The organism is Hyphomonas sp. GM-8P (genome assembly GCF_003263315.1).
Lineage (GTDB): Bacteria > Pseudomonadota > Alphaproteobacteria > Caulobacterales > Hyphomonadaceae > Hyphomonas.
On record NZ_AWFE01000024.1, the window covers coordinates 106,445 to 125,278 of the forward strand.

At 59.6% G+C, this 18,834-nt stretch carries 16 protein-coding genes and 1 tRNA gene; 8 read left to right on the plus strand and 9 right to left on the minus strand.

Annotated elements, in window-relative coordinates; translation table 11 throughout:
• The first annotated feature begins 10 nt into the window (after positions 1-10).
• The 3 genes from HY26_RS02800 to HY26_RS02810 all read left to right on the plus strand — a co-directional run bounded on the left by HY26_RS02800 (position 11) and on the right by HY26_RS02810 (position 1,966).
• Entirely contained in the window at positions 11-439 is a 429-nt protein-coding gene (locus HY26_RS02800; RefSeq protein ID WP_112072891.1) for a hypothetical protein, read from the plus strand.
• Between the two features lie 49 nt (positions 440-488).
• Complete coding sequence (locus tag HY26_RS02805; protein WP_112072904.1) at positions 489-1,502, plus strand: NADP-dependent oxidoreductase; 1,014 nt, start codon at positions 489-491, stop codon at positions 1,500-1,502.
• Positions 1,503-1,573: 71 nt separating this feature from the next.
• Positions 1,574-1,966 (plus strand): hypothetical protein, encoded by a 393-nt coding sequence (locus HY26_RS02810; RefSeq protein WP_034768258.1) that lies wholly within the window; start codon positions 1,574-1,576, stop codon positions 1,964-1,966.
• On the opposite strand, the gene HY26_RS02815 is transcribed toward HY26_RS02810, so the two are convergent.
• Genes HY26_RS02815 through HY26_RS02830 form a run of 4 tightly spaced genes read right to left on the minus strand, consistent with a single transcriptional unit; the run spans position 1,963 to position 6,451 of the window.
• Complete coding sequence (locus HY26_RS02815; RefSeq protein WP_034768259.1) at positions 1,963-3,447, minus strand: DASS family sodium-coupled anion symporter; 1,485 nt, start codon at positions 3,445-3,447, stop codon at positions 1,963-1,965. The genes HY26_RS02810 and HY26_RS02815 overlap by 4 nt on opposite strands.
• Positions 3,444-4,601, minus strand: a complete 1,158-nt coding sequence (gene metC, locus HY26_RS02820) for a cystathionine beta-lyase (protein WP_112072892.1) — start codon at positions 4,599-4,601, stop codon at positions 3,444-3,446. Before metC ends, HY26_RS02815 begins: the two co-directional genes overlap by 4 nt.
• Positions 4,598-5,443 carry a sulfurtransferase gene (locus HY26_RS02825; RefSeq protein ID WP_112072893.1) on the minus strand — a complete coding sequence of 282 codons (846 nt, stop codon included), beginning with the start codon at positions 5,441-5,443 and terminating at the stop codon, positions 4,598-4,600. Before HY26_RS02825 ends, metC begins: the two co-directional genes overlap by 4 nt.
• 3 nt (positions 5,444-5,446) lie before the next feature.
• On the minus strand, positions 5,447-6,451 hold the full coding sequence (locus HY26_RS02830) for a cysteine synthase A (RefSeq protein ID WP_112072894.1): 1,005 nt from the start codon (positions 6,449-6,451) through the stop codon (positions 5,447-5,449).
• Between the two features lie 128 nt (positions 6,452-6,579).
• Between HY26_RS02830 and HY26_RS02835 the strand changes: the two genes are divergently transcribed.
• Positions 6,580-7,287 (plus strand): DUF6134 family protein, encoded by a 708-nt coding sequence (locus HY26_RS02835; RefSeq protein ID WP_112072895.1) that lies wholly within the window; start codon positions 6,580-6,582, stop codon positions 7,285-7,287.
• Between the two features lie 160 nt (positions 7,288-7,447).
• The gene (locus HY26_RS02840; protein ID WP_158531403.1) at positions 7,448-9,817 is read left to right on the plus strand and encodes a bifunctional diguanylate cyclase/phosphodiesterase; all 2,370 of its coding nucleotides are present in this window, start codon (positions 7,448-7,450) and stop codon (positions 9,815-9,817) included.
• Here the strand turns inward: HY26_RS02840 and HY26_RS02845 are convergent, their stop codons facing one another.
• Positions 9,818-12,364 carry an AsmA family protein gene (locus HY26_RS02845; RefSeq protein ID WP_112072896.1) on the minus strand — a complete coding sequence of 849 codons (2,547 nt, stop codon included), beginning with the start codon at positions 12,362-12,364 and terminating at the stop codon, positions 9,818-9,820.
• A gap of 163 nt (positions 12,365-12,527) precedes the next feature.
• On the opposite strand from HY26_RS02845, the gene HY26_RS02850 reads away from it, so the two are divergent.
• The 3 genes from HY26_RS02850 to HY26_RS02860 all read left to right on the plus strand — a co-directional run bounded on the left by HY26_RS02850 (position 12,528) and on the right by HY26_RS02860 (position 17,574).
• A tRNA-Asp gene (locus HY26_RS02850) sits at positions 12,528-12,604 on the plus strand.
• 122 nt (positions 12,605-12,726) lie between these two features.
• Entirely contained in the window at positions 12,727-14,127 is a 1,401-nt protein-coding gene (locus HY26_RS02855) for a DUF6538 domain-containing protein (protein WP_233351516.1), read from the plus strand.
• Between the two features lie 90 nt (positions 14,128-14,217).
• Positions 14,218-17,574 carry an RNA-binding domain-containing protein gene (locus HY26_RS02860; protein WP_112072897.1) on the plus strand — a complete coding sequence of 1,119 codons (3,357 nt, stop codon included), beginning with the start codon at positions 14,218-14,220 and terminating at the stop codon, positions 17,572-17,574.
• Between the two features lie 71 nt (positions 17,575-17,645).
• Here HY26_RS02860 and HY26_RS02865 read toward each other — a convergent pair whose 3' ends face one another.
• The 4 genes from HY26_RS02865 to HY26_RS02880 form a co-directional block, all read right to left on the minus strand.
• Positions 17,646-17,975: a hypothetical protein gene (locus tag HY26_RS02865; protein ID WP_158531404.1), complete on the minus strand. Its 330-nt coding sequence runs from the start codon at positions 17,973-17,975 to the stop codon at positions 17,646-17,648.
• Positions 17,923-18,237, minus strand: a complete 315-nt coding sequence (locus tag HY26_RS02870) for a DUF736 domain-containing protein (protein WP_112072899.1) — start codon at positions 18,235-18,237, stop codon at positions 17,923-17,925. The genes HY26_RS02865 and HY26_RS02870 overlap by 53 nt, the downstream gene beginning before the upstream one ends.
• Before the next feature lie 5 nt (positions 18,238-18,242).
• Positions 18,243-18,479 (minus strand): DUF2274 domain-containing protein, encoded by a 237-nt coding sequence (locus tag HY26_RS02875; RefSeq protein ID WP_112072900.1) that lies wholly within the window; start codon positions 18,477-18,479, stop codon positions 18,243-18,245.
• Positions 18,476-18,834, minus strand: a 359-nt coding sequence (locus HY26_RS02880; protein WP_146740160.1) for a TrbI/VirB10 family protein, incomplete at its 5' end; no start/stop codon positions are given. The genes HY26_RS02875 and HY26_RS02880, both read right to left, overlap by 4 nt.

The window sequence follows — 18,834 nt, forward strand, 5'->3', positions numbered from 1 at the left end:
AGGGCAAATCATGAGCGATACGACAATCAAAACGCCATGGCACCTTTGGGCCGTGGGCGGGATCAGCCTGCTGTGGAACGCATTTGGCTGTTACGATTTTACCATGACGGCGACCAACAATGCCGCCTATCTTGAGCCATATCCGCAGGAACTCAGGGACTATTGGCTGAACATGCCAACCTGGACCTGGATCATCTGGGCGATAGGGGTGTTCGGTGGCTTGCTGGGCAGTCTTGCGCTGCTGCTGCGTCTCAAGTTGGCCTATCCGCTGTTCGCCGCTTCGTTCCTGGGCGCCTTGGTCAGCATGGGGCGGAGTTACCTCGACAAGGATGCCCCCACCGTGGAAGGCATGGCGGTCATGAGCCTCGTCATTCTGGCGATCGCATTGATACTCGCCCTGTACGCCCGCTGGTTGTCGCGCCGGGAAGTCTTGCGCTGATGGCAGAAGGCTCTAGCCTCCCGGCAAAAGGGAGAAGCACATGAGCGAGATGAACCAGACATGGGTGCTGCGCCAGCGGCCGGTGGGCGATATCAAGGAAGGCGATCTCGAACTCGTCGAGACGCCGCTTGAGCCCCTGAAGGACGGCGAGATCCGGGCGAAGACGGTCTACCTCTCGCTGGACCCGACCAATCGCATCTGGATGAGCGATGTCGACGCTTACCTGCCACCCGTCGGAATCGGCGATGCCATGCGGGGCGGCGGCCTCGCCGTCGTCGTGGAAAGCAAGCATGACGGCTTCCAGCAGGGCGATGTCGTGAACACCGGCCTCGGCACATGGACGATGTATCCGACGCTGCAGGGTGAAGGCCTCGCCAAGCTGCCCATCCTGCCCGGCGTACCGCTGACGGCTTATATGGGACCGCTCGGCGCGACCGGCATGACGGCCTATTTCGGCCTAATGGATATCGGCAAGCCGAAAGCGGGCGAGACCGTTGTGGTCTCCGCTGCGGCGGGTGCCGTTGGCTCGATGGTGGGGCAAATCGCGAAGATCCAGGGCTGCCGCGCCGTCGGCATCGCGGGCAGCGACGACAAGTGCAAATGGCTAACGGAAACGGCCGGCTTCGATGCGGCCATCAATTACAAGACCGAAGATGTCGGTGCCGCGTTGGACAAGCATTGCCCGGACGGTGTCGACATCAATTTCGAGAATGTCGGTGGGCAGATTATGGATGAGGTGATCGCGCGCCTGAATGACTTCTCCCGCATGCCACTCTGCGGCCTGATCAGCACTTACAATGCGACCGGCCCTGTACCGGGGCCGTACAATTTCTCGAATCTTCTGATGCGGCGGACGCTCATGAAGGGCTTCATCGTGATCGACTACTTCCCGCGCTTCCCGGAAGGCATCCAGCAAATGGCCCAGTGGCTGATGGAAGGGAAACTGAAGTTCGAGACGGATGTGGTCAAAGGGTTCGAGAATGCCCCGTCCAGCCTGTCACGGCTCTTCGAAGGCAAGAACCTCGGTAAACTCGTCGTTGAATGTAGTCCGCCGCCCGCTTGATCGATTTGCTGTTCATCCCTCATTCAATTACACTGCTTTGTTATTGCTGGTGAATTGGCTGGAGGGGTGACATGACGCATTCAAGGCGGCTGAAACTGGCCGGGGCGGTCCTGGCCGGAACCGGATTAATGCTGCTTGGCGGCTGCACAAGCGAAGACATGGCTATGTTCGCTGACGCGATGGCCGAGGCTTCTGAGGAGATGTCCGTCACGCTGACATCCGTGCCCAGCTATGGCTGCGATTACAATATCGACGGTTACCTGGTCTGCGACGACACCGGAGACGGGTTCGCAGACCGGTATGGCGATTCCTATGATGTCGCCCCGGTTGCCTACGTGCCGGTAACGCCGCCTGTGCGGGTCAATGGTTACGGCGAGGCCTATCAGTATGATGGCGGCTGCGACTGCTGGCTGCGGGAACCGTCACTGGATGAAGCCCCGCCGCGGCATGGACATCACGACTAGAGCACAGCGGGCGCAATCCAGAAGCCAACGATCGTGATGATCACGACGCCCATCAGATTGATGCGGAAACCCTGCTTGATCATTTCGCTGATCGGCACTCTGCCGGTTGCGTAAATCACAGCGTTTGGCGCCGTCGCGACTGGCAGCATGAAGGCACAGCTGGCCGCAACAGCGGCAGGCGCGAACAGGGATTGTGGCGCGGCGCCGACGGCCACGGCAAGTGATCCGATGATCGGCGACAGGGTCGTCATGGTCGCGACGTTCGATGTCACTTCCGTCAGGAAGATCACCAGCAGCACCATGATCGCCACAATCATGAGCGGCGGGAAGATACTCAGCATCTGCATCTGCGTGCCGATCCAGTCCGACAGTCCGGTCGCGTGCATCGCCTTGCCAAGCGAGATGCCCCCGCCAAACAGGATGATCACGCCCCAGGGCAGTTTGACCGCTTCTTCCCAGGTCATCAGCGCGCGGCGTTCCTCGCCACCTGCGGGCACGAGGAAGACGAGCACGGCGCCGAACAGGGCGATCATCATGTCCGTCTGCCCGCCATAGGCTTCCAGCAGGGGATAGCCCATGGAGGTAAGCAGCTTGGTCACTGGCAGACGCAGCACCCACATCGAGGCGATGATTCCGAACACGATGGCGATCCGCTGCTCAGGCGTTTTGATCGGGCCGAGTTCGAGCAGGTCTTGGTGCACGGAGGCGGCCATCGATTCCCCGTGCTTGTATTTCGGCAGCCCGCGCGTGACCGCCCACCAGGCGGCCGGCACCAGCAGCGCTGCGGTGGGGATGCCGAACGTCATCCATTGGCCAAAGCCGATGCCTTCGCCGGTCTCTTCCTGAAGCCATTTCAAGGCGATCAGATTGGTCGGCGTTCCGATGGGGGTGGCCACGCCGCCAATGGAAGCGGAATAACAGACACCGAGCAGGATGGCGGTGGTAAACTTGCCTTCCTTGTCCTGCAGGGCGGCCGCCGCCGAAATCGCAATCGGCACCATCATCAGCGAGGTCGCTGTGTTGGAAATCCACATGGACAGAACGGCGGTCGCCAGCATGAAGCCGAAGATCAGCGCCTTGGGCGATGTGCCGACGCGGTCGACGATGTTGAGGGCGATCCGCTTGTGCAGGTGCCAGCGCTCAACCCCCAGCGCGATCACGAAGCCGCCCAGCAGGAGGAGAACGATCGGATCCATGTAGCTGCTGCTGATCGCTCGGGGCGACAGCGCCGCTACGCCGATCGCGTCGGCATGTTCGCCATGACCGATGATCGCTGCGCCAAAGGGCAGGACGATCAGCGGGAGCAAAGAGGTCGCCGGGATCGGGATCGCCTCGGTGGCCCACCAGGTTGCCATCAGGACCAACAGACAGCCTGTCAGCCAGGCAGGCCAGGACAAACCGGCAGGCGGTCCCAAGATGAGCATGAGCGCCGGAAGAACAATCCCGAGGATGAGGCCGATCGTCCGGTGGGAGAGCGTCATGCAGGGCCTTTCATGGCGGCGAAAGCGGAGTCGAGCTCCGCCTTGAGGTCTGAGACGGCCTCCAGGCCGACATGGATACGAAGCAGCGGGCCGGCTCGGGATGCGGTCCAGCTGTCCTTGGAACGGGTCAGCTGGTGGTCACACGGAATGAGCAGGCTTTCATAGCCACCCCAAGAAAAACCCATGCCAAACAAGTGCAAAGCGCCCAGAAAACGGTCCATTCCGCCTTCGGGGATGGCATCCAGCACGACGCCGAACAGGCCGCTGGAGCCTGTGAAGTCCCGTTTCCACAAGGCGTGGTCCGGGCTGGAGGGCAGGGCCGGGTGCAGCACGTCGGACACTTCCGGCCGGTCTGCCAGCCAGTTTGCGAGTTCCAGTGCGCCCGCCTCATGCGCCCTGAGGCGTGTGTGCAGGGTGCGCATGCCGCGCAGGCAGACATAGGCCTCATCTGCGCTGAGGCTGATGCCAAAATCCTCGGACGCCATGGCAATGCGATTGTAAAGCCGGCTGTCCGATGTGATCACGGCGCCGCCGAAGCCATCTGCGTGGCCCACAATGTATTTGGTCATCGCCTGCACGACGATGTCGGCGCCGAGGTCCAGCGGCTTCAGGAAATAGCCAGCGCCCCACGTGTTGTCGGCGATTGTGGTTACGCCACGTTCGCGCGCCACCGCGGTGATCTCCGGAATATCGGTAACTTCAAAGGTCAGGGAACCGGGCGATTCGATAAAGATCGCCTGCGTCTCCGGACGGATCATGTCGGCAATCCCCGTCCCGATCCGCGGATCGTACCGCGTGGCGGAGACGCCCATATATTTCAGACGCCGTTCGCAGAAACGTGCGGTCGGGCCGTAGGCGCTATCTGGGAACAGGATGTGTCCGCCGGTCTCCACGCAGGAGGCGATGGCGAGGGCGCAGGCCTGCAGGCCGTTCGCGGTGAGGCGTACATGGCTGCCGCCTTCCAGTTCAGAGAGCGCTGCTTCCAGTTCGCGATGAACGCCAAGACCCATCCGGCCGTAACCGGGCTTTGTCTCGTAGAGCGCCTTTTCCGTTTTGAACAGGACCGTGGAGGCGCGCTCCACGGGCGGGTTCACGGTGACGCTGCCAAGCCGCTCGCCGCGCGTGTGGATGATCCGCGTTTCCGGCCGTTTCATGCCGCGCCTGTTGCCACCGGGCGGGACGGGTCGGACGCCCACTCGGTCCAGGATCCGTCGTAAACCGCCACGTCCCAGTTGCCGAGCCGGGCATAGCCGAGCGCGAGGATGGCGGCGGTCACGCCGGAACCGCATGTCGTGATGGTTGGTGCCTTATGGTTCGACAGCAAGCCTTGCAGTTCGCTGACCGATTTGAACGTACCGTCCGGATTGATCAGATTGCTGGATGGCACGCATGTGCTGCCCGGAATGTGTCCGGAAGGGAGGCCTTCGCGCGGCTCTGGCGCCTCAGCGGTAAACCGGCCGACGGCCCGCGCGTCGACAATCGCGTGGGAGCCCGTTTCAGAAGCAGCAGCCACCTGCTCGGCGTCTTTGACCAGATCGCTGCGGACGCGGGCGGTGAAGTGGCGTTCCACGGCCACCGGCGGCATGTCTTCCAGCTCGCCACCTTCGGCTTTCCATGCTGCCAGGCCGCCATCCAGCACTTTCACATCATTGTGCCCCATGACGCGCAGCATCCACCAGACACGCGCGGCAGCGCAGTAATTGTTGTTGTCATAAACGATCACGCGATTGCCGTCGCCGATGCCCAGCTTGCGAACACGGGACGAGAACATGATCGGATCGGGCAGCATGTGCGGCAGGTCGGTTCCGCCGGCCTTGATGGCATCGATATCGAAATGGACGGCGCCAGGAATATGGGCTTCGGCCCAGTCTTCGCGGCCGGTTTTCTCTGCCTTGAGGAAAGGGGCGTAGTAAGTTGCGTCAACGACGCGAATGTCGGGCGCCGAGATATTCTGTTTCAGCCAGCTTGCAGTGACGAGAGGGTCGCCCGTTTCCATTCCTTACCCTTTGATCCATGGCGGAACCGGCAAATCTTTCGACCGCAGGAATTCCGGATTGAATAGTTTCGACTGATAGCGATTGCCGTAGTCGCAGAGTATCGTAACGATCGTGTGGCCGGGGCCAAGATCCTTCGCCATTTTTACTGCGCCGGCAATGTTGATGCCCGAAGACCCGCCAAGGCAGAGCCCCTCATGCTGGACGAGGTCGAACAGCACGTTCAGCGCTTCGGTATCCGTGCAGCGATAGGCGCGGTCCACCACGATGTCTTCCAGGTTGGCGGTGATCCGGCCCTGTCCGATGCCCTCGGTGATCGAGGTGCCTTCGGACTTCAGGACGCCATTGGTAAAATACTCGTACATCGCCGCGCCGCCGGGATCGGCGAGACCGATCTGGACTGACTCGCGCTTTTCCTTGAGGGCCATCGAAATGCCGCCCAGCGTGCCGCCAGAGCCCACGGCACAGATGAATGCATCGAGTTTGCCGTCGGTCTGGGTCCAGATCTCCTGGCCCGTTGTTTCATAGTGGGCTTTGCGGTTCGAGACATTGTCGAACTGGTTGGCCCAGATCGCCCCGTTGGGCTCGCTCTTGGCGAGGTCTTCCGCCAGACGGCGGGAATAGTGCTGATAGTTGTTCGGATTTGCGTAGGGCACCGCGTCCACTTCGATCAGCTCAGCGCCGAGCAGGCGAATGGCGTCCTTCTTTTCCTGGCTTTGCGTGCGCGGCATCACGATCACCACACGGTAGCCGAGGGCTGCACCGACGAGGGCCAGGCCGATTCCGGTATTGCCTGCCGTGCCTTCCACGATGGTGCCACCGGGTTTCAGGTCTCCGGCGGCTTCGGCGTCGCGGACGATGCCAAGCGCCGGACGGTCCTTCACCGACTGGCCAGGGTTCAGGAATTCACATTTGCCAAGGATCTCGCAGCCTGTTTCGTCAGAGACCTTGTTCAGGCGGAGGAGCGGTGTGTTTCCGATAAGCTCGATAACGGATCGGTAGGTTTGCATGCGTGCGGTATCCAGGTCGGTTTCCGGGGTGAGCCCGGAAGCTAGGGTGCCCGGCGTGGCAGGACAACCGTCGCAGGCCGGGCTTCCCCTAAACTGATCCATCATCTGACCTGTTGCGTAAACAGGATATGCGAACCTTTACTGGTGGAATCCTGGCGATAGCCTTTGGTCTGGGCCTGACTGCGGCAGGGCCGGCGGCAGCGGACAATGTGCCGGCTGAGAACGGCTTTGTCTGGACGCCGGGGGATGGAGATATCATCCGGTTTGATGTCCGGCGGCAGGGGAAGCCGTTCGGCACACATGAGGTCCGGTTCGACGTTCTGCCCGACGGGACTATCGAAGCATATACGAATGTGAAGCTGCGTGCGGGCTTCGGCCCGATCCCGCTCTACCGCTATGATCTGCAGGCCACCGAGCGGTGGCAGGATGGCCGTCTCATCGGCCTGGAGGGCGAGGTCTACAAGGACGGCAAGGAAGGCTCCGTGACGGCGCAGGCGGACGGCGATGGCATCGACGTAGACGGCACGGGTTTTGATGGAACGGCGCCCGCCGGCATCGTTCCGGCGAGCCACTGGAACATCGCCCAGACGCAGGCAAGCGTGCTGCTGTCGTCCGAAAACGGCCAGCTGATCGATGTTTCAGTCCGTCCTGAAGGACGTGAAATGCTGGAAATCGCGGGTGAGACGGTCGAAGCGAATAAATTTCTTCTCGATTCCGATATCGACGTGACGCTCTGGTATGATGATGCCGGGCGATGGCTGAAACTGTCGTTTTCAGCACGCGGCCAGGATATCGACTATGTTCTCGATACGCCTTACTGGCGCGATGAAGGATAGCGAAACTGGCGCTGGAGAGCGCAGATAGATTAAATTTCATCGATCCGGCTTCCTCCCCGTTCACTCGTATTTTGTAGAAATGATTCCACCCGAGGTCTCCCGGTGGGATGGGGATTCGGGCGACATCCGGCCAGCCGGATCATGTGATGGGGATCATGCGTTGACCGGATTTTTGAAGAGCATTGCTGTTCCTGAAAAGCATGCAGGCAGCCTGCGTGTACGGCAGCTGGATATGGTGCGCCGGATCACGTTCGTGATGATCCTGGCGAACCTGCTGAATGCCGGCATTGTGATGTTCTGCTTCCTTGGGACGGCCTCCAGCGATTTTCTGTACATCTGGGGCGCAGCCATTCTGGTATCGAGCACCGTTTCGGTTGGGACGCAGTTCTTCAACCCCCGCAACATGGATCCGATGGATGGGCGCTCGCAAACCGCGCTCGACAATTTCACGCGGGGCGCATTGCTGAACGGTATGCTGTGGGGCGTTGTGCCCTTCATCGTGATGCATGCCGCGGCCCCGCAGGGACAGATGATCCTCGGTGTGATCATGGCCGGCATGATGTTCGCCGGCACCTTCCTGATGGCGCGGACACCCGCGGCGGCCATTTCGTTCCTGCTGCCGGTCGGTGCGGGCGTCGTCGCCGCCATGCAGTTTCAGAACGACCAGACCTACCAGTTCATTGCGGTGCTTACGCTTGCGTATGTTGTTGCGCTCGTCCTGGCGGTGAGCTGGTCCTACAAACAGTTTGTCGAGCAACATCTTAGCGAATGCGCCGTGAAGGAGCAGTCCCAGCTGATTGGCCTGTTGCTGCGCGATTTCGAAGAGAGCACGTCAGACTGGTTGTGGCAGACCAATATCGACGGAGACCTGCAGGACATCCCGCTCGTCTTTGAGGGGGCGAAGGAAGCCGACAGCGTCATGCGCAAGGGCGAACCCTTGCTGGACCTTTTCGTGCCGGATGAAGCGCACCATGTGTTGAAAACCAGCTTGATGCGCCGTCAGGGTTTCCGCGATCTGGCGCTTCAGGTGAAGACACCGGAAGGCGGTCATGAGCGCTGGTGGTCTGTCACCGGTAAACCGATTTTCGAGGCCGGCAAATTCCGCGGTTTCCGCGGTGTTGCGACCGACATCACCCAGTCGAAAGAGATCGAAGACCGCATTGCCTACATGGCGCACTATGATGGCCTGACAGGCCTGCCCAACCGTATCACGATGCAGGAGCATCTGGAGAAAGCGGCCCGCCTTGCTGTGCATCCGAAGACCAACCGTGCGCTGGTCTGGCTGGATCTCGACAATTTCAAATGGGTCAACGACACGCTCGGCCACCCGGCGGGGGATGAGTTGCTGCGTCAGGTTTCGGGCCGCCTGACCGGCGCCTGCAATGACGAGGATGTTGTGTCCCGGATCAGCGGCGATGAGTTTGCCCTCATCATCGAACGCCCGGATCGGGAGAAGCTTGAAGACTTCCTCGACCATTTGGTGGAGCTCCTGTCCGAGCCTTACGACATCTGGGGGTCCACGGCGAACTGTTCGGCGTCAATCGGTGTGCGCCTGTTCGATAGCTTCACCCAGGATGTTCGGGTCCTGCTGAAGCATGCCGACCTTGCGCTTTATCAGGCCAAGAAACTGGGCAAGGGCAATTGGTGCATGTTCACCGAGGAGCTCGATGAGCGGGCCCGGGCGCGCCAGCAGATCGAGACGGACCTTCACCGGGCGCTGGACAATCATGAACTGCGCGTTTTCTTCCAGCCGGTTGTCGATGCCGCAACCATGGACGTCACCGGTTTCGAGACCCTGCTTCGCTGGGAGCACCCGAAACGCGGCCTCGTCTATCCCGGAGAGTTCATTGAACATGCGGAAGACATCGGTCTCATCACGCGGATCGGCGACTGGGTCATCCGCGCGGCCATGGCCGAGGCTCGCCGCTTGCCGGACCATATAGGTATCTCGGTGAATATCTCGCCGCTTCAGATCCATTCGCAGAGCCTTGTGCCGACGATCATGCAGGCCATCGCGGCGAACAATATCGCGCCGGAGCGTCTGGAGCTGGAAATCACCGAAAGCGTGCTGATGTCGGACACCGAGTTCACACTCCAGCGCCTGCACCAGATCAAGTCGATCGGTGTACGAATCGCGCTTGATGATTTCGGCACAGGATTCTCATCGCTGAGCTATCTGCGCAGCTTCCCGTTCGACAAGATCAAGATCGACAAGAGCTTCGTGTCTGATCTGGAGAGCCGCGCTGACAACCGCGCCATCGCAATTGCGACGCTGGAGCTTGCCCGCTCGCTGGGCATGAGCTGTACAGCCGAAGGCGTCGAGACGGGGTTCCAGTCGGACTTCCTGCGCGAGAATGGCTGCGACAATCTTCAGGGCTTCTTCGTCAGCCGGGCCCAGCCGCTGGACAAGCTGAGTCACCTGATCGAGCTGAAAGAGGTGCCGGACGCAGACTCAACACCTGCGCCCCGGCCGAAGCTTCGCATCGTGGAGCCGGACGAAACACCCGCCCGCGCCGCGAAGGTTTCCTGATTATTCGTCCGGCTTGTCTTCGGTCTTCTTCTTCCCGAACAGAAGATTGCCGATGGCTTCCTTGGCGGCTTTTTCTGCCAGGTCTTCAGGGCTTTCCTGTTCGGCCGGCGGTGCCGCGTCCTGATCGGTGGGCGCCGCTGCAGGCTGGCTGGAACCGCTCGATGCACCAAGAATGTCCGCCAGCGGTTTGACGCCGCTGCTGCCCGACTTTCCGGTGAGGCCTTCCAGAAGCTGGCCGGTCAGGTCCTGTTTCAATTGGTTAGTCACGCCCGACAGGTCAGGGGTCACTTTCGGCTTGGTCCAGCTGCCGGACAATCGGATCGGTACTGGGATGCCGTTCAGCTGAACGACGCTGCCGGAGCCCTCGCCTTTCTTGTCGATGCTGGTTGCGAGGCGCAGGTCCAGCGTCTGTCCGCCGAGATTGATGTTGCCGGTGCCATCAATGCCCAGCACGGGGCTGAGGAGTTTCATCAGATCGACATTCGCCACGCCATTCTTGACCGACAGGACCGTGTCGAAGCTGGAGAAGTCCGTCTCCGCTTCCGGTGAAAGGGCGGACGCGAAATCGAGGCTCTGCAGCTGGCCGGAAGAGAGCGCCTGCAACAGAGAGTCCTTGCTGCGGACCAGCTGCGCCACGTTCAGGCCCTTGATGGCGCCTTCGTTCAGCTTGGTGCTGAGCTCACCATTCAAGCCCTTCATGATCTCGTCGATCGAAGTGCCGGTGGATGTGGCCGAGACGGCGAACGTGCCGGTACCCGTCAGCTTGTCGAACCCGGCGAGCGTGCCCAGCAGGGAAGAAACACCAACGCTGTCGCCCGTCATGTCCAGGGCGATGGCAGGTTTCGCTGCGGAGGCATCGAGGCTCATCTTGCCGCCCCAGCTGCCGCCGAAGGCATTGAAGGTGGGGAGGTCTGCGTTCAGTCTCCCGTTCCGAAGGACGGCGTTCACCGTCGCATCCGTCAGGACAACATTGCCGAGCGTCAGCGTGGTCGTCTTGATCTTCAGGTCCGCATCGACGGCTTTCAGGCCGGCAAGGTCCAGCGGCTCCTTGCTCCAGCCTTCCATTGGCTGTTGCGGTTTCTTCTCCTGGTCTTCCGCCGCGAGGAAGGGTGACAGGTCCAGCTCGCCCATGTCGAGGTCGCCCGACAGGTGCGGCTTGGTGCCCGACAGGTCCAGCCCGGCCGTGCCGGTGGCGCGGATTTCGTCGAGCGCGAAATGGAGGTTGGAGATAGCAAGTTTCTTGAACGATCCCGAAACTGCTCCCGCAGTCGAGAAGGATTTCAGCGTGTCGCCTTCCGGCATGTCCACATCCGCCGCTTTCAGGAGTGCGCGGAGTTCATCGCTGGAGGCGTCGAGTGTGCCGTTGAGGCTGCCGTCACCCGCGAGCGACGCATCACCCTTGTAGGAGGCGTTCAGCAGGGCACCGGAATGCGTGATGTCGAGTCCTTTCAGCGACAGGGCATCGGCCGGGCCGGTGACCTTGCCGGCAATGTTGACCTTTTCCAGCGCGTCTTCGGCTGGAACCTCGATCCCCATCTGCTTCAGCAGTTCGCCCGTGTTCGAAGCGGTGGCCTGAAGCTGGCCGTCCACGGCCGGGCTGTCCTCCAGCGCGATGGTACCCGTGAAGCCAAGGTCCAGCAGGTCGCTTTTCAGGTCGAGATCATCGAAATTGATTTTCAGCGCGTCGAACGGGCCGGAGACGCTGCCCTTCATGTTCCCGGCGCCGAGGGGGGCGATGTTTACTGGCAGTTCCACGGAGGCGAACTTCGCGACCTCAGCCAGGCTCGGCGCGTTCAGGCTGAAGGCGCCGTTCAGGGCAGGAGCATCGCCCAGCGTGACGGATCCGTCGAACATCCCGATTGCGAGCTTGGAATCGAATTTGGCACCTATGGTGGCCGGGGTGCCGGACTGCAGCTGCTCCGGCGTGTCGATGGTCAGATCGATGTCGAAGGCCTGGTCCTGGAAAATGCCGTCGGCCTTTGCTTTCAGCGGCTTGTCGAAGCCCTGCATGGAAGCATCGAGGTTCAGGTCCTTCAGGGCATATTCGGTGCCGGCAGCCCGGTCGGTATAGGTCAGCGAGGCGTTCTTCAGGCTCGCCTTGCCAATGCTCGCGCTGACACCGCCGTCGTCACCGGACGGAGCAGCTTCTTCTGTGGAATTTGTGCCGAAGTCCCAATTGGTTCGCCCGTCGGCCAGCTTCTCCAGCTGGACGTTCGCGTCGACGAATGAGAGCTCCTGCACTTCCACTCGGCGGGAGAGCAGCGGCATCCACTTCACGGAGCCGCGCAGCTCGCCGGCTTCGATCATGTTGGGCGCCGAGAAGCCTTCCGGGTTCGCCACAGTCACGCCGCCCACGCTGGCGGAGATTCGGGGAAAGACCGATACGGTGACATCGCCGGTCAGCGACACATCCCGGTTCAGGGCACCGGTCGCAGCCTTTTCGATCTGGGCCTTGTAGACCGCCTTCGGCACGAAAAACGGAACAGTCAGGGCTGCAACGAGGAGGAGGCCGAAAATACCGGCCAGAATAAGGATTGTGCGCTTCATTTCTGCTGCCTTGAAGTGTGTCTCGACATACTACATGGGCATTATGTCGGAGGAATGGCTGTTGAAAAAACGAAATAGCTGATTCCGCATGAAGTTCCCCGCTTGACCCACTCTTCGCCCGCGCATAAAGAGGCGGCTCGCCGCAACGCGGCCCGGAAAATGCGCGGGTGTAGCTCAGCTGGTTAGAGTGCCGGCCTGTCACGCCGGAGGTCGCGGGTTCGAGCCCCGTCACTCGCGCCATTTCTCAAATTTATTTCCCTTAAAAATCAAGGATTTAGGTTTGGAAATGGCGCATATCCCGCCTTCTTCGTCAAAATTGGGATACAAATTGGATACAAAGTGGGATACAAGGGGCCATGGCTATGGCGTCCGATCCCGACAGATTTTTGCTCCAGCGCGGCAAACGCTGGTACTATCAGCGTCGCGTTCCGACCCAGTTCTCTCACATCGATGAACGCCGTTTTGCCAAGGTCTCCCTGAAGACAGAATCCCTCGAAATCGCCCGCCTTCGCCGCGACCAACTCGCCGAGGCGGACGACGAATACTGGATGGCGATGGCGGTCGAGGCGGCAAGTCCCGAAGGCACCGGCCCAACCATGCGGGCGGCTCTGGAGCATCGCTACAAGGCGGCGATCTCGCGGGCCATGGCTTATGGCTTTTCTTACAAGCCTGCCGAACCTCTTGCTGAGAGCAGGACCATCGCTGAACTCATGGCGCGCATCCGGACGCTTGAGGCCAATGCCGGCAAGTCGGGTGACCCGAGCCGCGCCGACAGCGAGGCATTGCTCGGCGGTACGCCTGACCCAGCCGCGACCATCACCGTGTCTGAGGCGTTCGAACTTTACATCAGCCGCATTGCTTTCGACGACCAGTACAACAAGTCCGAAGCCCAGCGGCGCTCCTGGGAGAAGACCAAGCGGACCTCGATCAATTACTTCATCGAACAGATGGGGGACCTGCCGCTCAGCGAGATCACCCGCGACAAAGCGCTGGAGTATCGCGACTGGTGGATGGAGCGCATGCAGCCTCAGGACGGCGACGCAAAGCCCGTCGCCCCCAACACGGCGAACCGCCATATCGGCAATATGCGTTCATTGCTTGAGCGATACTTCAAGCATATCGGCATCACCGATTTCGAAGATCCGTTCCGCGACTTCTATTTCTCGGGAAAGACAGAAGCGAAACGCGCCTCCTTCACAGATGACTGGGTTCGCACCCGCATTCTCGTGCCCGGCCTTTTCGATGGGCTTCGGGTAGAGCTGCGTGTGCTGATCTATCTCCTGATCGAAACCGGTGCCCGCCTCAGCGAGCTGGTCAATCTACGTGCAGAGGATATCCGCCTGAACGCCAAGGTCCCGCACATTGCGATCCGGCCCGAGCAGAACCGGGAACTGAAAACCGAAGACTCCCGCCGCGAAATCCCGCTCGTAGGCGTCGCCGAGATCGCCATGCGCGCCTGTCCGGAAGGATTTCCCTACTATTATGACAAGAGCACCCTGGTCTCAGCCAATCTGATGAAGGCGTTCCGCCAGCGCAATCTCCTGCCCACCTCAGATCATGTGATCTATTCGTTTCGGCACGCGTTCGAGGACCGCATGCTCGAAGGCGGGTTGGATTATGGTCTCCGCTGCGCGCTCATGGGCCACAAGAACAACCGACCGGAATACGGGATGGGTGGGTCGCTGGAGTACCGGCGCAGCGAGCTTCTGAAGATCGCGCATCCATTTGATGCGGGGGTGTTTGCAAGCGAGAGTAATGGTTGAAAGGATAGCTGCAAGGGGGGCACAGCACTCTGGATAAAATTGCCGAATCGATTGGATAATAAGAAATTTTAGCATGTGTAATCAATCTCGATGGCCACACCCGAATTCATATCTGTCTATTCCGACCCGGACGCGCATCAGGAATTCCTGTGCGCTGCGGATGACGGACAATTTGAGGGTCAGCATTTCGACCGAAAACAAGCGGGTGACAGCGATGGCTTAACGCCTCTCTCCAAATCGGGTCTCAGTTCACTGAGAGACCATGTAGAACGCACCATATCGGGGTTCGCAAACGCGACCGGTGGCCTACTCGTCCTTGGAGTTTCTAAGACAGGCGAAGTGATCGGCGTCGACCACCTGACGGATGATCAAAAGACCTCATTGCTGGATTTCTCGAACCTCAGAGGCGCGCACCCACAGGGTAAGCTGCATACGCTTCAGGTTGGCAGCGACACGCGAGAAATCGCCGTCGTCAAAGTCGAGACTGATGACCGGACTTTTTGTTGGCGCGCAAAAGACGATGCAGCTTGGCAGCGACGTGGAACGCAAACCGTTCAACTCAAAGGATTGGAACTCGAACAGCTCAAACGCGATAGAAAGGTCGTTGAATTCGAGCGCATGCGCGCAGACGATTTTGATGAAGGCGATATCGACGCTGCGGTGCTGACAGAATTCACCAAGAGCAAGCAATATGACCGTGACACTAACCCGGTCGATGTCCTCCGGGACGCCGGCGCACTTAATGGCAAAGCGCAGCATCGTGAATGGACGAACGCTGGAGCACTGTTCTTTACCAGCAATCCCCGCCGGATTTTCGCCCATGCCTATGTCCGATTGCTCAGGTTCGATTGTCCCTACGAAGATGAAGATGAACGGCCAACACCAACATTTGAACGAGATTTCGACGGGCCACTAACAAAACAGGTTCGGGATCTGCGGACATTTGTCTCCGATACCGGCTTCTTCAAAAGCTTCGAAGTACGCGCCGCGGATGGCGGCTTCGTCTCTGAACCAGAGTACCCGTTTATCGCGATCGACGAGGCGATTGTGAACGCAATCGCTCACCGAGATTACGCGATCCAACTGCCAATATTCTGCGAGAAGTATGAAGACTCCTTCGTCGTTAGAAGTCCAGGAAAGCTTCAACAGCAATTCGAAATTCCTCCGGAATTCAAACTTACCGAAGTTGTCTTGGAGAGCCGCTTGCGCAATCCCCGTCTGATGGATTGGCTTCGCGAAATGAAGGACGCAAAAGGAGCTGCTTTCGTCAAGGCCATCCGTGAAGGAACCCGGCGGATGCGCGATGAAATGGAGCAGCTTGGATTGCCAGCGCCTGTATTTATCAATCGGCCCGCAGAAACCATCCTGTTGCTGAGAAATGATATAAAGAGACGAACAGCAAAGCCTACAGGTCTCGCGGCTAGCCAGGACATCTCCTCAAACGAATTCATAAACCTTTACAAGCTCCATGGTTTTGATGGTACCAGCACTCGACCGAGGGAACACGAAAGCCGCAGGCTGTTCCTGACAGCGCTTCGCGATAAGCTTGAGGCGACAGGTTGGGTGATCGACCGTTTTGATAAAGGGCGCATCATAGCCCATCCCCGCGGCGCGCAGGAGCCCCTGCCGGAAAGTCTTCGGTCAATCGTTCGGCTGCTTCCTGCCTATGAGCTCTCAGTCCGAAGCTTCTTCGGCAACGCCTATCTCGCTGTCGATTTTTCGCTCCAGGTTCAATCAATTCTGAAACTAAGCGATGCGATCGACAAGTTCGGTCTGCAAGAGCTAGTTGGTTTGCGCGCCTTCGCGATGGACGGCGAGAATTTGATACGCGGACGGATTCTTGCGATCGATGGCGGTCTCGCCGAAATTCGACAGTTTGATACGAACGAGACATTCACCGCCACCGTGGCGAAGGTGTTTCCGGCGTTACAGCGCGCGCAACTCGACAAGCTCGTTCGAGAGGCGGCGCCTGGATTTGATTTTTCGCGTGCAATTAAGTCGGCGGCGCTAGCGTTGAAGTCTGGGGCCGCCCGAGATCGCATGCGCCGGATAGGCTCTGTTGTGGAGACCTTGGCGCGAACGATCTTCCCTCTCGAAACTGCGGAGTTCTGCGTCGCCTTGGATGAAAAGCCATTGGCGCTTCTCGATGACGGGGATGGAAGACGCGCTCTGCTTGCGCAAACAGTGCGTGAACCTGAAGTGGAATTTAGCCAGCATCGGTCGACGCCGAATATTCGGGAAGGCATCACATCTTATGGTGCCTACGGCGACGAACCGAAAGATGTCGATTTGATTGGCGTCGTCGAACCCGGTTTCGAACAGCCGATGCGAGACCTCGTTGCGCGTCTCCAAACCGGCAAATTCAAATATAAAGGATCCGAACGGACATTCTCAACACGGCTACGACTCGCGCAAGTGTCGACCGCTCAAGGCATTCGCGTCGATGAGGAGTGCAGGCGCTTGATCGACGCGTACCCTGAATGGCGCGCCAATCCAAAACTGGAGCGCGTATTCTTGGTCCATACTCCGGAAGACGGTTTCGCCCTGGACGATGTGTCATCTCCTTATTACCAAGCAAAACGCTTGCTCTTGGAGGCTGGCGTCCCATGTCAAATGGTCGATACGCCGACATTGCGAAATGCGGATTATAAGGACCTCAATCTAGCATTGAATGTCGTGGCAAAGACCGGCGTCACGCCTTGGGTACTGCCCGAATCCATTCCGGATGCCGATTTCTTTGTTGGCCTTTCCTACACTAGCAGCCGTGCAACCGGCAGCAACGACCGGGTTCTGGGCTTTGCAAATGTCTTCAACCAATACGGACGCTGGGAGTTTTATTCCGGTGGCAATGAGGCCGTGCCCTATGAGGATCGCCACAGGCACTATGAAGAGCTTGTAGAAAAAACGCTCGAACGGCTGCCGTTAAGTGAAACGCCCACGATATGTTTCCACTATTCCGCTAAGTACGGACGGGCGGACCGAGACGCTATTCTTACCGGAGCCCGTCGAGTATGTCCAAATGGTCGCTTCGTCTTTATTTGGATTAATACTCAACATCCTGTGCGACTGTTTGACGAAACGCCGGGCACTGACGGATCTCTCGCACGTGGTCGGTTCGTCATCGGTTCTCCAAATCAGATCTATCTTTCCACCACAGGGTACAATCAGTACCGAAAATCGATCGGCACACCGCAGGCCTTGGAGATCAATGTTTATCAGGATATGCGCGGAGGCGGGTCGCCGGCAACAATAGATCACAGGGCGCTCGCGCGCCAAATTTTAAGCCTGACAAAGCTGAATTGGTCTTCGACAGACGCGTTATGTGGCGAACCGATCACAACGAAATATGCGAAAGACATAGCATATCTGACTGCAGCGTTTCAGCGTCAACAACTTGGCCCATTCCGCTTGCACGAGGTGCTTGAACGCACGCCTTGGTTTATCTGAAGAACAACAGGACCATTGGCGTTGGTTGCTTCGCTATTGGGCAGGCAAAACTGTCGGTCGCAAATGTCAGATTAAACCGATGAAAAGCGCCCCGGTTCAGCAGAAGCGATTTTTTTAGACGCTGTGAGATCAATGTGTCGCCGTTGCCGGAAGCGTTTCAGATGCCTTGTCAGGCGGGCCGCCTTTGCCCGTCGTTCTTCGAGTTCCGCTTCAAGTCTTTCCAGGATCGGCCAGTAGGCATCACCATAAAGCTCGATGACGCGGGCGACCGTCGCCATCGCCCGCTCGATGTCGTCATCTGAATATTGATCTCGGGCTTGGGAGGCCATGGCGACGATTGTGGCTTGCTCAGTTCGCTTTCGCCCGGTTCCAGACCATGACGCCGGTACCTTCAGCTTCATTCTCGAAGAAGGCCGCGCGCATGGGGCTGGCAAAGCTCGGATCATCGAGCTTGACGGCGAGGTACGGGGTTTCGCCTTGCTTGCTTTCTTGACGCCAGGCCGCGCCGAGTTCGGCTCCGCCGGCATAGAGCCGGAAGTCGGGTGCGCCGTCGCTTGCCTTGTCCACATTGGGAACAAGCTGGGCTTTGACGTTGATAGTCATGGTACGGATGGTGCCGGTGTAGGCGCCATCCTTCAGGGTGAACGTGCCGATCTGCGCCATTGGTTTCAGTCTCCTTTGTTGGCGTTTGAATGAAGGGCGCGGCGCGCCCGCTTGAACCCGGCGTCGGAGGCCAGGAAGCTTTCGATCATGGCGGGGATCAGCGCTTCGGGCTTTTCCTCTGCGCCATAGGTCTGGCGGTAGATTTCGGCATAGTCGTTGAGCGCGCTGGCAAGCTCGGGATCGACCGAGAGGCTCATGCGGACCGGCGTGCGGTCGGGTAATTGTCCGAGACGAAGGGTCATCGTGTGGCTCCTTGGGGATGGGGTCTGAGAATGAGATCGCGGGTGACGACCACGCGCACGGGCCAGCCGGGCCGCACACGGATCGTCGGCTGGATGCCGAGATTGCGCTCTACGACGCGCTGACCGGCCTGGTTGACTGTGTCGGTGGTGCCGCGGCGGATGGCGCGTTCCAGGTCGCCGTCACCGTCTGCGCCGAGTTCGGCACCGACGCCGAGAATGGTCGCCAATCCGGCGGCAACGAACACGCGGTCCCAGTGATGATCGGTTCTGTCCGAGAGACCCGCAAAGCCCTGCGCATCAGCACCCGGAGCGGAAATGACGATGGAGGACCCGTCGGGGAAGATGATCCGGTCCC

What these genes read in the sequence shown, in the direction of transcription:
- HY26_RS02875 (WP_112072900.1), bottom strand. Translation starts at nt 18,479, where the DNA reads ATGACCCTTCGTCTCGGACAATTACCCGACCGCACGCCGGTCCGCATG.
- HY26_RS02835 (WP_112072895.1), top strand. Translation starts at nt 6,580, where the DNA reads ATGCGAACCTTTACTGGTGGAATCCTGGCGATAGCCTTTGGTCTGGGC.
- HY26_RS02855 (WP_233351516.1), top strand. Translation starts at nt 12,727, where the DNA reads ATGGCGTCCGATCCCGACAGATTTTTGCTCCAGCGCGGCAAACGCTGG.
- HY26_RS02860 (WP_112072897.1), top strand. Translation starts at nt 14,218, where the DNA reads ATGGCCACACCCGAATTCATATCTGTCTATTCCGACCCGGACGCGCAT.
- HY26_RS02815 (WP_034768259.1), bottom strand. Translation starts at nt 3,447, where the DNA reads ATGACGCTCTCCCACCGGACGATCGGCCTCATCCTCGGGATTGTTCTT.
- HY26_RS02865 (WP_158531404.1), bottom strand. Translation starts at nt 17,975, where the DNA reads ATGAAGCTGAAGGTACCGGCGTCATGGTCTGGAACCGGGCGAAAGCGA.
- HY26_RS02825 (WP_112072893.1), bottom strand. Translation starts at nt 5,443, where the DNA reads ATGGAAACGGGCGACCCTCTCGTCACTGCAAGCTGGCTGAAACAGAAT.
- metC (WP_112072892.1), bottom strand. Translation starts at nt 4,601, where the DNA reads ATGAAACGGCCGGAAACGCGGATCATCCACACGCGCGGCGAGCGGCTT.
- HY26_RS02800 (WP_112072891.1), top strand. Translation starts at nt 11, where the DNA reads ATGAGCGATACGACAATCAAAACGCCATGGCACCTTTGGGCCGTGGGC.
- HY26_RS02845 (WP_112072896.1), bottom strand. Translation starts at nt 12,364, where the DNA reads ATGAAGCGCACAATCCTTATTCTGGCCGGTATTTTCGGCCTCCTCCTC.
- HY26_RS02830 (WP_112072894.1), bottom strand. Translation starts at nt 6,451, where the DNA reads ATGCAAACCTACCGATCCGTTATCGAGCTTATCGGAAACACACCGCTC.
- HY26_RS02870 (WP_112072899.1), bottom strand. Translation starts at nt 18,237, where the DNA reads ATGGCGCAGATCGGCACGTTCACCCTGAAGGATGGCGCCTACACCGGC.
- HY26_RS02810 (WP_034768258.1), top strand. Translation starts at nt 1,574, where the DNA reads ATGACGCATTCAAGGCGGCTGAAACTGGCCGGGGCGGTCCTGGCCGGA.
- HY26_RS02805 (WP_112072904.1), top strand. Translation starts at nt 489, where the DNA reads ATGAACCAGACATGGGTGCTGCGCCAGCGGCCGGTGGGCGATATCAAG.